Source organism: Rhizobium sp. L9 (assembly GCF_002531885.1).
GTDB lineage: Bacteria > Pseudomonadota > Alphaproteobacteria > Rhizobiales > Rhizobiaceae > Rhizobium.
The window spans coordinates 273,312-286,351 of record NZ_NWSZ01000007.1; the positions used below are offsets into that span (position 1 = coordinate 273,312).

Annotated in this window: 15 protein-coding genes; 1 reads left to right on the forward strand and 14 read right to left on the reverse strand. The window is 59.5% G+C overall.

Annotation, left to right across the window (positions count from 1 at the left end; genetic code table 11):
• Positions 1–29: 29 nt before the first annotated feature.
• From CO660_RS09665 to rpoZ, 12 genes are all read right to left on the reverse strand, one after another.
• Positions 30–1,034 (reverse strand): aldo/keto reductase, encoded by a 1,005-nt coding sequence (locus tag CO660_RS09665; RefSeq protein ID WP_097598517.1) that lies wholly within the window; start codon positions 1,032–1,034, stop codon positions 30–32.
• A gap of 96 nt (positions 1,035–1,130) precedes the next feature.
• Positions 1,131–1,901: a DNA repair protein RecO gene (recO, locus tag CO660_RS09670; protein ID WP_097598518.1), complete on the reverse strand. Its 771-nt coding sequence runs from the start codon at positions 1,899–1,901 to the stop codon at positions 1,131–1,133.
• Positions 1,902–2,040: 139 nt separating this feature from the next.
• On the reverse strand, positions 2,041–2,526 hold the full coding sequence (locus CO660_RS09675; protein ID WP_097598519.1) for a response regulator: 486 nt from the start codon (positions 2,524–2,526) through the stop codon (positions 2,041–2,043).
• 102 nt (positions 2,527–2,628) lie between these two features.
• Positions 2,629–3,381, reverse strand: a complete 753-nt coding sequence (locus tag CO660_RS09680; RefSeq protein ID WP_097598520.1) for a Crp/Fnr family transcriptional regulator — start codon at positions 3,379–3,381, stop codon at positions 2,629–2,631.
• 146 nt (positions 3,382–3,527) lie between these two features.
• On the reverse strand, positions 3,528–4,469 hold the full coding sequence (era, locus tag CO660_RS09685) for a GTPase Era (RefSeq protein ID WP_085777593.1): 942 nt from the start codon (positions 4,467–4,469) through the stop codon (positions 3,528–3,530).
• A gap of 7 nt (positions 4,470–4,476) precedes the next feature.
• Positions 4,477–5,196: a ribonuclease III gene (gene rnc / locus CO660_RS09690; protein ID WP_085777592.1), complete on the reverse strand. Its 720-nt coding sequence runs from the start codon at positions 5,194–5,196 to the stop codon at positions 4,477–4,479.
• Positions 5,193–5,936, reverse strand: coding sequence for a signal peptidase I (lepB, locus tag CO660_RS09695; protein WP_064801523.1), 744 nt, complete (start codon positions 5,934–5,936; stop codon positions 5,193–5,195). The genes rnc and lepB overlap by 4 nt, the downstream gene beginning before the upstream one ends.
• A 225-nt stretch (positions 5,937–6,161) precedes the next feature.
• The gene (gene acpS / locus CO660_RS09700; protein ID WP_097598521.1) at positions 6,162–6,566 is read right to left on the reverse strand and encodes a holo-ACP synthase; all 405 of its coding nucleotides are present in this window, start codon (positions 6,564–6,566) and stop codon (positions 6,162–6,164) included.
• A gap of 37 nt (positions 6,567–6,603) precedes the next feature.
• On the reverse strand, positions 6,604–7,194 hold the full coding sequence (locus CO660_RS09705; RefSeq protein WP_097598522.1) for a DUF2062 domain-containing protein: 591 nt from the start codon (positions 7,192–7,194) through the stop codon (positions 6,604–6,606).
• Between the two features lie 153 nt (positions 7,195–7,347).
• Positions 7,348–7,497, reverse strand: coding sequence for a DUF3563 family protein (locus CO660_RS09710; protein ID WP_064706756.1), 150 nt, complete (start codon positions 7,495–7,497; stop codon positions 7,348–7,350).
• 197 nt (positions 7,498–7,694) lie between these two features.
• Complete coding sequence (locus CO660_RS09715) at positions 7,695–9,929, reverse strand: bifunctional (p)ppGpp synthetase/guanosine-3',5'-bis(diphosphate) 3'-pyrophosphohydrolase (protein WP_085777589.1); 2,235 nt, start codon at positions 9,927–9,929, stop codon at positions 7,695–7,697.
• Positions 9,930–10,071: 142 nt separating this feature from the next.
• Positions 10,072–10,476 (reverse strand): DNA-directed RNA polymerase subunit omega, encoded by a 405-nt coding sequence (gene rpoZ, locus CO660_RS09720; RefSeq protein WP_011424719.1) that lies wholly within the window; start codon positions 10,474–10,476, stop codon positions 10,072–10,074.
• Between the two features lie 298 nt (positions 10,477–10,774).
• Between rpoZ and CO660_RS09725 the strand changes: the two genes are divergently transcribed.
• Positions 10,775–11,356, forward strand: a complete 582-nt coding sequence (locus CO660_RS09725; protein WP_085777588.1) for an NYN domain-containing protein — start codon at positions 10,775–10,777, stop codon at positions 11,354–11,356.
• Between the two features lie 38 nt (positions 11,357–11,394).
• On the opposite strand, the gene smpB is transcribed toward CO660_RS09725, so the two are convergent.
• Both smpB and dapA read right to left on the reverse strand, forming a co-directional pair.
• Positions 11,395–11,874, reverse strand: coding sequence for an SsrA-binding protein SmpB (smpB, locus tag CO660_RS09730; RefSeq protein WP_004675044.1), 480 nt, complete (start codon positions 11,872–11,874; stop codon positions 11,395–11,397).
• 94 nt (positions 11,875–11,968) lie between these two features.
• Positions 11,969–12,853 (reverse strand): 4-hydroxy-tetrahydrodipicolinate synthase, encoded by an 885-nt coding sequence (dapA, locus tag CO660_RS09735; RefSeq protein WP_085777587.1) that lies wholly within the window; start codon positions 12,851–12,853, stop codon positions 11,969–11,971.
• Positions 12,854–13,040: the final 187 nt, after the last annotated feature.

Sequence of the window (13,040 nt, forward strand, 5' to 3'; positions counted from 1 at the left end):
CACAGGAATGAGGGAGCGTGGGGAGAGTTTCACCGTCTCTCACCCATGCCGAGTGCGGCGTCGATAGCCGCCATGACGTCAGCCGACAGAGGTCCCTTTTCCAGTGCGCCGGCATTTTCCTCCACCTGGCTGATGGTGCGGAAGCCCGGAATGGGGAAAGTGCGCGGCGACCTCGCCAGGAGCCAGGCGAGCGCCCCCTGTGTCAGCGTGCGGCCGCCTGACGTCAGGAGATCGCGGACGGCATCGAGCCTTGCGGCAAATTCCGGAGCCATGCGCCCGTCCTTGAAATAGACCATCCAGGGGAGTGCCGCACCGCGGACATCCTTGGCGCCCACTACCTTGTCGGAGGTGAACTTGCCGGTGAGCAGCCCCATGGCCAGCGGACCGCGATTGATGGAAATCAGGCCCTTCCCTTCGATCACAGCGATCATCTCCGGCACCGGATCGAAGACGTTCATCGTATGCTGGACCGAGACAAAGCCGGCGCGGCCGGCATGGCGGGCGGCGCGATCGGGAAAATCGGTGCTCCAGCCGAATGCGTCGATCTTGCCTTCGGCTCGCATCGCCTCCAGCGTATCGAAGACAGCATCCGACTGTTCCAGCGGAAAATCATTGATGTGAAACTGTAGCAGATCAAGGCGATCGCGCTTGAGACGGCGCAGCGATGTCTCGACCGAGCTGCGAATGAACGCCTCATCGGCGAAGGCGCCAATTGCCTGCTTCGTCTCCGGATCGGTCGCGAAGCCGAATTTGGTGGCGACGATGATGTCGTCACGATTGCCGACCGCCCGGCCGAGCACCTCTTCCGAGTGGCCGGCGCCGTAGTTCGAGGCAGTATCGAAGAAGCGGATGCCGAGCGCGATGGCGCGATCGATCGCTTCGACGGATTCATTGTCGTCGACTTCGCCCCAACCAAGCGGCGTGTCACCAGCGAAGAAAGGGCCGCCGATTGCCCAGCACCCCATGCCGAGGCGCGGGATTTCGCGACCGTTCCAGAGCGTGATCGTCGTCGGTGATGCGGTCTTGGTCAGCATGGAATCCTCCTTGATTGGCAATCAAGAGATAGGAGCCACCGATCAGCGGGTAAACCGCCAAATCCGGAGGATATTTTGCAGCAGTAAAAAATCAGGTCAGGCGGGGACGCCGTTCGGATCGGAAAGCGTCCGCGAGGCTGGATCAAGCGCCCTGAGCGCGGCCCGCACGAAACCGTCACGGGCTGCCGCAGCCTCGATGCCGCGCGGCTCGTAAACATGGCGATGCAGGAAGAACCCGGTCAGACGGAACGCGGCAGCAAGGCTGTCGAAGTCCGCCGCGTGATTGCCTTCGACACCGAGGAAGGGCGGCAGGACCAGCATCTTGTCGGCCCACGGCGCCCCGGCGCTACGGCTCACGGCGCGGCCGGACTTCGGCGAGACATAGACGAGATCAGAGCGGGCGCCGGTCGCCGCGCATTCGGCAAGATCGAGCCCGAAGCCGAGATCGTTCAGCACCGCCAGCTCGAAACGTACGAAAAGCTCACCGGCATCGGCCGGGTTGTGCAGATGATCGAGGATCACCTCCAGCGCGTCGAAGAGATGCGGATGCGGGTCTCGCTCCGGCAGCAGCCGCAGCAGAGCGCCCATCGCCTGGACCCCGTAGACGGCGGTCGCCGTTTCCATCAGACGGGCGGCGCGCAGCGTCACAGGCTCGAGGCGGAATTCGCCGAGATGTTCGTCGAGCCGGGCGCGCCAGACGACCTCGACGGCATTGCCCGGCTGCAGCACCGGCTGCATGGCGCGCGAACGGCCGGAACGCACCAGGCCGAGGTGACGGCCGCGACCACGCGTCATAACCTCGGCGATGACGCTCGTCTCGCCGTGGCGTTTGACACCCAGAATGATTGCCTGGTCCTGCCACTGCATAAGAAGTTCCTGCGACCGATTACCTTATCGTAGCGCATAAATCGGGAAACCGGAATCGATTTCCCGAAGGATTGCCCGCAGTTTCAAAGTGATAGCATCAGGCGCTCTCAAGCAGATCCCGCGTCCGTCACGGACTACGTTAGGCCGCAGCCGGCAGAAGCCTCTGCAGGAATTCGCGCATCGCCTTTTCGTCGAACGGCTTCACCAGCAGCGGTATGTGCTGAAGGTCGCACGGGAAGTCACGTATATCGGAATAGCCACTGACAAAACCGAAGGGGATGGCGGCATCGAGAAGATGGCGGGCAAATCCGAAACTCATGCCCTCGCCGAGGTTGACGTCGAGAAGAGCGAAATCATACGTCTCCGCAGCGATGGCGGCTCTTGCCTGATCGAGACTGCCGACAATATCGATGCTCTCGACACCGGCCATGCGCAGGATATCCTCCGCCTCCATCGCGATGATCAGACTGTCCTCGAGAACCAAAACACGGAGTGCGTTCATGCTTCCGCGCCCCTCGTCGGGCGCTTTTCGCAGCGCCCTGGCCCTTTCGCCAACATCATTGCCCTCCGGTGCCCCGCATGGCACGCTATCGGTGAATTGCGCCACCAGTTCTGAATAAACCATTTTTCTGCCCGGTCGATAAGAATCAAAATCGGAGGAAAGATGACGACCGACCTTATTTTCCGAAAAGCTTAACTGCATTTAAAAAAGACATAGGCCATCGGGCTAAATGAAGGGACGCTTGCCCTCTCCAAGTCCTTCCCAACCGGCGATCGCCATTAACTCCTCACCGTTTTGAACTTCGCAGCCGCGTTCCTGCCAGCGGATCAAACCGCGTTCTCCAAGCTTTCTCAGCGTCTTGTTAGTGTGAACGATGGAAAGACCGAGAGTGTCGGCGATGTGCTGTTGAGTGATGGGGATGAATTTGCGGCCGTTGAAGAGATCGAGCTTCCGGCCGCGTTCATACAGGAAAGCGATCAGATAGGCCGCTCTTTCCAAGGCGGTGCGGCGGCCGATGGAGAGGAGATGCTCATCCAAAATCCGCTCTTCGCGCGCTGCAATCCAGGTGATGTCGAAGGCGAGCGAAGCATGTTTGTTGTAGAGCGTCATCAGCCGGTCGCGCTCGAAGACGCAAAGGGAAACGGGCGACAGCGCTTCGATGGAATGCTGCATTTCGCCGGCGATCGTTCCCTGAAGACCGATCAGGTCGCCCGGCATGATGTAATTCAGAATCTGGCGGCGCCCGTCCTCCAGCATCTTGTAGCGGAAGCCCCAACCGGACAGCACGGTGAAAAGATGAGCGCTGTGGGCGCCTTCGACAAGAATGGTGGAGCCGGCATCGACGGCAAGCTCGCCGCGTTTGAAACGTGAAACGAATTCCAGCTCGTCTCGGCTGAACTCCCTGAAATGCGGCAGAGGCCGCAATGGACATAATTCGCAAGGGGTCTTGAATGAATGGATGCGTCTCGACGTCGCCATGCCTGCCCCGCGGTCGCGCAAACGACGGCCCGTCTGGCCGCCGTTGACCGAGGAATGCGCAAAGCTCGGATTCGTTCCGCAACGAGACGGATTTTTTCCTAAGAAACAAGGGGCTGGAGGCTGCTCGATAAAATCGTTGCCGTCCCTTATTTAGGGAATTCGAGGCCCATTTCGCGGAACCGCTCGGGGTCATCGCCCCAGTTCTCGCGGACCTTGACGAAGAGGAAGAGATGGACCGGCTGCTCTAATATTTCCGACAATTCCTTGCGGGAGGCGGTCGAGATCGCCTTGATGGTTTCGCCACCTTTGCCGAGGGCGATCTTCTTCTGGCTGTCACGCTCGACATAGATCACCTGCTCGATCCGCACTGAGCCGTCCTTACGCTCTTCCCACTTTTCCGTTTCGACATGCGAGGAATAGGGAAGCTCCTGGTGCAGGCGCAGGAACAGCTTTTCGCGGGTAATCTCCGCGGCGAGCTGACGCATGGGGAGATCGGAGATCTGGTCTTCCGGATAGTACCACGGCCCCTCCGGCAAGGTGGTGGCCAAATAGTCCATGACATCGTCGCAACCGGAACCGGTTTCGGCCGAGATCATGAAAGTGCGATCGAAAGCAATCTTCTCATTGGCGGCGGCGGCCAGCGCCAGCAGATCCTCGCGGTTGACGCGGTCGATCTTGTTGAGCACCAGGATCTTCGGCTGCTGGACTTCCTTCAGGCCCTCGAGGATGGCTTCGGCGTCGCCGCGCAAACCGCGCTCGCTGTCGATCAGCAGCATGATCAGATCGGCATCCTTGGCGCCGCCCCAGGCAGAAGTCACCATGGCTCGGTCGAGCCGACGGCGCGGCTTGAAGATGCCGGGCGTATCCATGAAGACGATCTGGGCATTGTCATGAATGGCAATGCCGCGGACGATCGCGCGCGTCGTCTGCACCTTGTGACTGACGATCGACACCTTGGCGCCGACGAGGCGGTTCACCAGCGTCGACTTGCCGGCATTAGTTGGCCCGATCAGCGCAACGAAACCCGAATGTGTCGGACCATTGGCTTCTACGGCAGCTTCGGCCGCGATATCTTCTTCTTGTGTCATTGTCCCGTCAGTTTCCGGCAGACGATTGCTGCCAAATGCCTTCACGCTCGAGCATCTTGGTCGCCGCAACCTGTTCGGCGGCACGCTTCGACCGCTCTACGCCGGTTTCCGGCTTTATGCCAGCAACTTCTACCGTCACCTTGAAGCGCGGATCATGATCCGGTCCGCTGCGTTCATCAACCCGATAGATCGGTGTGACGCCGAATTTCGCGTGTGACCATTCCTGCAGCTCGGTCTTGGCGTCACGCTTGGCGCCGTCGGCCCTGACCGCCCTGCCCTGCCAATAGCGTAGGATGAACCGGCGGGCGACTTCGAGACCGCCATCGAGATAGATCGCGGCGATCAGGCTCTCGACGACATCGGCGCGCACATTCATCATGCGCTTGCCGGTCAATTTCTTCACATCGGCGCCGGTGCGGATATAAAGGTGGAGATTGAGTTCGTCGGCGACCGCTGCACAGGTTTCGGCGCTGACGAGCTGGTTGAGGCGAACCGAGAGCTCGCCTTCCCCGGCAGTGCCGAAGGTGCGGAACAGAAGCTCGGCGATGCAGAGCCCGAGGACCCTGTCGCCGAGAAACTCCAGCCGTTCGTAGTTGCCGCCCTTTTCGGTACGGGCGCTGGCATGGGTCAGTGCCCGGTCCAGGCGTGCCTTTTCGGCGAAGTCATGGCCGATCAGGCTTTCGAGCTTTGCGCGGTCCGCCGCAGAAAGCGTCTGCGCCTTACTCATTCAACGACCTTGAAAAGGCGGTCCCAGCGCATGTTGGTCGGCCACTTCCAGATTTCGCGGAAAGACGTGTCGTTGCCGAGCGAGAAGAAGATGACGCTGGCGCGACCGACAAGATTTTCAGCCGGCACGAAGCCGACGTCGAAGCGGCTGTCGAGCGAGTTGTCGCGGTTGTCGCCCATCATGAAATAATGGCCTTCCGGCACGATGAACTCACGGGTGTTGTCGCCGCGCGAGACCGGCGACTGGTCGAGCGTGTCGTAAGTCTTGCCGTTATCCAGGGTTTCGCGGAAGACCGGTACGTCCTCGCCCGGATCGAGCTTGTAGTCCGAGGTGAAACTGCCATCCGCCACCTTCGGAACCGGCTTGCCGTTGACGTAGAGGACGCCGTCGGTGACCTGGATATGGTCGCCGGGCAGGCCGATGCAGCGCTTGATATAATCGACATCGGGATTCGGCGGGAAGCGGAAGACGACGATATCGCCGCGCTTCGGATCGGAGCCGAAGATGCGGCCGCTGAAGAGATCAGGCGAGAAGGGCAGCGAATACTTCGAATAGCCGTAAGCGAACTTATTGACGAAGATATAATCGCCGACGAGCAGCGTCGGCATCATTGAACCGGACGGAATGGTAAAGGGCTGGAACAGCACGGTTCTGATCACCATCGCCAAAATCAGCGCCTGAATGATGACCTTGATGTTTTCCCAGAGGGCGTTCGGCTTGGTATCGACTTTTTCGGACACGCAGTCTTATTCCTTCAAGACGCCGTAAAGGCGCAATTCTTTCTGCCGTTCTCTCTAGCGGCTTCGGCCGGTTGCGGCAATGGCGACAACATGAAAAGCGACGAGACGTCGCGTTGAAACGCTTCCGTGGTCGCTACCAAACACTCCCGGGGTCGCGTTGAAACGCTTCTGCGGTCGCTACCAAACGCTCCCGGGGTCCCGTTGAAACGCTCCCCGGGGTCGCCATCATGGCCTTTCGGACAACGCCTCGATGATAACGAAGGCCTGCGCCAAGGGATAATCATCGGTTATTGTCAAATGAATGGCGGGTCTATGGCCCGCGGGCAGCATCGCTTCCAGGAGCGCGGCGGCGGTACCGGTCAGTTGCATGGTCGGCTTGCCGCTCGGCAGGTTGACGACGCCCATGTCCTTCCAGAAGACGCCCTGGGCTATGCCGGTGCCGAGCGCCTTCGAGCAGGCCTCCTTGGCGGCGAAACGCTTGGCATAGGATGCGGCGCGGTTTGCTCGGCGGTCGGAACGGGCGCGCTCGATCTCGGTGAAGCAGCGATGAGTGAAGCGCTCGCCGAAGCGCTCGATCGATTTCTCGACACGACGAATGTCGATCAGATCGCTGCCAATGCCGATGATCATGCCGGAACCTTCCGTCGCTCAACAATTCTGTACCGGTTCATACGCTCGGCATGTCGCTGGCCGTACCCGCCAGGCGCAGACGTGCCCGCTCCAGCAGTCGCGTGCGGCGGCGGGCCTGAAAACCTTTGACGGTGTAGAACGTCAGCGCATAGAGCGCAACGGCGGTTACGATTCCCGGTGGGATGGCGCCGATCAACATCGGCTCCAGCACGGGCTTCCACAATTCGGTGAAGTTCAGCTTGTGAAAGAGCGCGGCGAGATCCACCGCCTGACCGGCCAGATGATCCTCACGGCTGAGCAGCAGATGGCCGATTTCCCAGGTGATACCCCAGATGAAAGGATAGGTCAGCGGATTGCCGAAGGCCGCGCAGCCGAGAGCCGCGGCCACCATATTGCCGGAGAGGAAATAGGTGATGGCGAAAGCCATGACGAAATGCACGCCAATGAACGGCGTCCACGAGACAAAGACGCCGGCGGCAACACCGGCCGCAACCGCATGCGGCGAAGCGCTCAGGCGCAGAATGCGCATTGTCAGGTAACGGATCGGGCGAAGGAAACCTTTTCGGGGCCATAGAAGCTCCCGCATCTTTTCCTTGAAACCCGCAGGCTTGCGACGGCGAAACAACATGGCCGCTATTTAGTGCAGTGCACCGGACCATGACAAGAGCGGCAAATGGTACCGCCCGAAACAGCCCCTTATCTTTCTTGCAAAGGAGCATCTTCATGCCGAGGGGCGCTCATTAACGTAACGTCCCTCACTCGACAAAGTATAAAGGCGGTGTCAGCGATTGCGGAACAGACCGCGATCGACCTGACGCTGACGAAACTCGAGATCGATACGATCCAGCGAACCGTTCAGATAGGCCATTTCACGTTCCTGCGTGGTCGGCGCGCGAAAGGCGCGAGCGATTTTCCTGATAGGATCAAACATTACCTTGTCTCATCTTCTGTTTACGTTTTTCGATGACCAGAAGATAGTCCCGGCAAAGGTTAATTACCACCGCCGCAACATGGACACAGCTATGCGCTCAACGCATTCCTTGCCTTATTGCTGCGCCGTCGCGAGTAGAGACCGATGATAAAATGTGCATTTTTGTCGATCAGCTCCATGGCAGGCCTAACAAAAGCCTACTCATAGAGCCGCCGGACCGTGGCGATGCAATCCAGGTCCTTCATCTGGGCGAGCAACTGGTTGAGCTGCCTCAGGTCCCACACCTCGACTTCGAGCATCATCTCGGTGAAATCGGCTGCCACGCGCACCGTGTTCAGCATGCGAATATTGACGTCGAGCCCGGCCACGGTCTGGGCGACCTTGGCAAGCGTGCCGGGCTCATTCAATGCATTCACCATGATACGCGCCATGAAACGCGACTTGTTGGCCTCGTCGAGATCCCAGCGCACGTCGATCCAGCGATCGGGTTGATCGTCGAAACGCTGCAGGCTCGGCGACTGGATCGGATAGATGGTAATGCCCTTGCTCTGATCCATGATGCCGACGATGCGGTCGCCGGGCACGGCGCCGGTCGAGGCGAACTTGACGTCGACATTGCCGGACAGGCCGCGGATCGGACCGACATCGACATCGGCATCGAGTTCCGAATGGCCGCCTTCGGCCCCTGTTTTAGCCTTTCCGGGAATCTTGAAGATCATGCCCGCGGCGCTGCGGACGTTGAACCAGCCGTCATCGCCGGAAGGTTTGACGGTGACGCGCTCGTCCTGGTGATCAGGATAGACGGCGCGCAGCACGTCGAGCGAGGACATCTCGCCGCGACCGACGGCGGCGATTGCATCCTCGACATCCTTCTGGCCCAGACGGTGCAGCGCCGGCTTCATCGCCTCGCGCGAGAAAATCTTGCCGGCCCGGTTGAAGGTGCGCTCGAGAATGCGGTGGCCGAGGCCTGCATATTGCTTGCGGATCGCCATGCGGGTGGCGCGGCGGATGGCAGCCCGCGCCTTGCCGGTGACGACGATTTCTTCCCACGCCGCCGGCGGAACCTGCACGCCGGAGCGGATAATCTCGACCTCGTCGCCATTCGCCAGCCGCGTCACCAGCGGCATGATGCGGCCGTTGATCTTGGCGCCCACCGTCGTGTCGCCGATATTGGTGTGCACCGCATAGGCGAAATCGATCGGGGTGGCACCACGCGGCAGGGCAATCAGCTTGCCCTTCGGCGTGAAGCAGAAGACCTGATCCTGAAAGAGTTCGAGTTTGGTGTGCTCAAGGAATTCCTCCGGGCTGTCACCTTCGGCGAGCGCCTCGATCGTATGGCGCAGCCAGGAATAGGCGTTGGATTCGCGCGAAAGAATGTCGCCATCGGCATTGGTGGCGCCATCCTTGTAGAGCGTGTGAGCGGCGATGCCGAACTCGGCGATTTCGTGCATACGCTTCGTGCGGATCTGCAACTCGATGCGCTGGCTGGAGGGGCCGACGATGGTGGTGTGGAGCGAACGGTAATCATTCTGCTTCGGCGTCGAGATATAATCCTTGAACCGGCCGGGCACGACGCGCCAGCGCGTATGGACGATGCCGAGCGCCCGGTAACAGGATGGAATGTCCTCGACGATCAGACGGAAGCCGTAGACATCGGAAAGCTGTTCGAAGGAGAGCGACTTCGACTGCATTTTGCGAAAGACCGAATAGGGCTTCTTCTGCCGGCCCTTGACATAGGCGCTCGTCAGGCCGCTTGCGACCAGCAGGTCGCGCAATTCGGCCTCGATCTTCTTGACGATGCCTTCGTTGCGCTTGGAGAGCTCTTCCAGCCTTTTCGTGACGGTCTCGTAGGCCTCCGGGTTCATGTGCCGGAAGGAAAGCTCCTCGAGTTCCTCGCGCATATCCTGCATGCCCATGCGGCCGGCGAGCGGCGCATAGATTTCCATCGTCTCCTCGGAGATGCGGGCACGCTTGTCGGCCGACATGTGATCGAGGGTACGCATATTGTGCAGGCGGTCGGCGAGCTTGACGAGCAGCACCCGCACGTCATCTGATATGGCGAGCAGCAGCTTGCGCAGGTTCTCCGCCTGCTTAGCCTTCTTGGTGACGAGATCGAGCTTCTTGATCTTCGTCAGCCCCTCGACCAGGCGGCCGATGTCCTCACCGAAGAGTTCGTCGATTTCGGCGCGCGTCGCCGTCGTATCCTCGATCGTGTCGTGCAGAAGGGCGACCGCGATCGTCGATTCATCGAGATGCATATCGGTCAGGATGGCAGCGACCTCGAGCGGATGGGAAATATACGGGTCGCCGCTCGCGCGTTTCTGCTGGCCATGTTTCTGCATGGCGTAAACATAGGCCTTGTTCAGCAGTGCTTCATTGGCATCGGGCTTGTATTGCTGAACCCGCTCCACGAGCTCGTACTGCCGCATCATTCCAAAGCCACTCCGACAAAAATAAAAGCGCGCCAATCAACGATTGGCGCACACATGGGCAATAATATGCCTAAGCAATAAAGGCGCAAGATTGACGATTGGTAATCGTCGCTCTTTTCCGGTTCAGATCCGGTCGAGACGCTTAATAATCGTCGCTCTTTTCCGGCGGCACGAGGCCCTCGATACCGGCAAGCAGCTCTTCTTCCGACATCTGGTCGAAAGTGATCGTCTCCGGCAGGTCATCCTGCTCCTCGCTATCGGCGGCAGCAGCGCCGCCGGCGGCGATCATGCTGGCCGGATCGGGCTCGGGCTCGTCGACTTCGACATGCTTCTGCAGCGAATGGATCAGATCTTCCTTGAGATCATCGGGGGAAAGCGTCTCGTCGGCGATTTCGCGCAGCGCCACGACAGGATTCTTGTCGTTGTCCCGATCGATGGTGATCGAGGCACCCTGGGAAATCAGCCGGGCGCGGTGGCTGGCGAGCAGAACCAGCTCGAAGCGGTTCTCCACCTTGTCGATGCAATCTTCAACTGTGACACGGGCCATTGCCTGTCCTTTACGGTCGTCATTTCGGGATTAGCACGCCCGATACAATTAAAACCGGGCAAATACAAGTTTTTCGTTCCGGCTCCCCTCGTCTTTATCCGGTGGCGAGCTAAATTTCCATGGAGAATGTGACAATTCCACCAAAGGTTGCTTGGAATATGCGGAATCGTGCCCTAAATCTCTCTTATATGAATAGATGGTAAAGTAAGCATCAGATCAAGGATCACAATAAGCCATTGTATTTATTGCAATTTGATGCCCTGCGAATTTCGATTTCTCTCATTGGAATTGATAAGCGATGTTTGACCCACGCGAAAAAATTGCACTCTTCATTGACGGCGCCAACCTCTACGCTGCATCCAAGAGCCTCGGTTTCGACATAGATTACCGCAAGCTCTTGAAGGCATTCCAGAAACGCGGCTACCTCCTGCGCGCCTACTATTATACGGCGTTGATCGAGGACCAGGAATATTCATCGATCCGTCCTCTGATCGACTGGCTCGACTATAACGGCTACAAAGTCGTCACCAAGCCCGCCAAGGAATTCACCGACTCCATGGGCCGGCGGAAGATCAAGGGCAACATGGACATCGAGCTGGCGATCGACGCCATGGAGCAGTCGGAAACCGTCGACCATCTCGTCATCTTCTCCGGCGACGGCGACTTCACGAACCTCGTCGAAGCGCTGCAACGCAGAGGTCGCAAAGTCTCGGTGATCTCGACCATGGCGACGCAGCCGCCGATGATCGCCGACGACCTGCGCCGACAGGCCGACCATTTCATTGATCTCTTGTCGCTGAAGGCTGAGATCGGTCGCGATCCCGCGGAACGGGCGCCGCGCCCGGTCGAAGTCGCCCCAGCCAGCGATTTCGGGGACTAATCGAAGCGTCGCGAGCCGATCGGCTGCGGCGTGATGGGTTAGCCGTTATCCTTCAATAAGCGGCTCTTCTGCCGGTTCCAGTCGCGCTCCTTCTCGGATTCGCGCTTATCGTGCAATTTTTTGCCCTTGGCGAGCGCCAGCTCCATCTTCGCCCGACCCCGATCGTTGAAATAGATCTTCAGCGGGACCAGCGTCATGCCTTCGCGGTTGACGGCGGAGCGCAGGCGATGGATTTCACGGCCCGACAGCAGCAGCTTGCGGCGCCGGCGCGGCTCGTGATTGAAACGGTTCGCCTGCAGATATTCCGGCAGGTAGGAATTGATCAGCCAGATCTCGCCGTCCTCATCCGACGCGTAGGATTCGGCGATATTGGCCTTGCCTTCGCGCAACGACTTGACCTCCGTGCCCTTCAGCACCAGACCTGCCTCATAAGTATCGATGATCTCGTAGTTGAAGCGGGCCTTGCGGTTTTCGGCCACGACCTTGTTCACCACGCGCTGGCTGCCTTTGGGGGCCATGACGATATTCCCTTCGGGGCGCGAAAAGCCGCGCCCTCATTGCTTACCCCTTATGTAAGGGAACGAGCCGGCCTTGTGAAGGCGGCCGGTCTCCTCAGTTCAGCAATCCTGCATGACGCATGGCGGCATCGATCGCTGCTTCGGTTGCCGGCTCCAGCGTCGAAAGCAGCGGCGAGCGGACGTTACGGCTCATGCGGCCGAGCTTGGAGAGACCGTATTTGGCGCCGCAGAGACCCGGCTCAAGGAAAATTGCCTTGTGCAGCGGCATCAGGCGGTCCTGATATTCGAGCGCGCGGGCGTATTCACCGGCCAATGTCGCGGCCTGAAAATCGGCGCAGAGACGTGGGGCGACATTGGCCGTCACCGAGATGCAGCCGACGCCGCCATGGGCGTTGAAACCGAGGGCTGTCGCGTCCTCGCCGGACAATTGCCTGAAATCCTTGCCGCAGGTGATGCGCTGCTCGGAAACACGCTCGATCTTGCCCGTCGCGTCCTTGACGCCGACGATATTGCTATGTGCCTTGACGAGAGCACCCATCGTTTCGGGCGTCATATCGATCACCGAACGGCCCGGAATATTGTAGATATAGATCGGCAGGGCAACGGCCTCGGCAATCGCAGAAAAATGCGCAATCAGCCCCTTCTGCGTCGGCTTGTTGTAATAGGGCGTGACGACGAGCACGGCGTCGGCGCCGACCTTTTCGGCGTGCTGGGCGAGTTCGACCGCCTCACGCGTATTGTTCGAACCGGCGCCGGCCATGACCGGAACGCGTTTTGCCGCCACTTCGATGCAGAGTTCCACGACCTGCTTGTGCTCGGCATGCGACAGCGTCGGCGATTCGCCGGTCGTTCCCACCGGAACGAGACCGCTGCTGCCTTCCTTGATCTGCCAGTCGACATGGGCAGCGAAGCTCGCTTCGTCGATCAGTCCGGCATCGGTGAAGGGGGTGACGAGGGCGGGAATGGACCCATTGAACATGCAAAGCTCCTCACGACCAAATCCTTGCTTCGGCCGCATTCCATGAATATTTTGCGCACCATAAAGCGCTGAAATCATCGCGACAAGCGCGGAGAGTTCGGTTTAGGGCAAATTCCGATAGCAGATGTGAATGAATTTTACCTGGTACGGTAAGGTTTCGTTAAGAAGCCTCTAGCCAAATGAACAG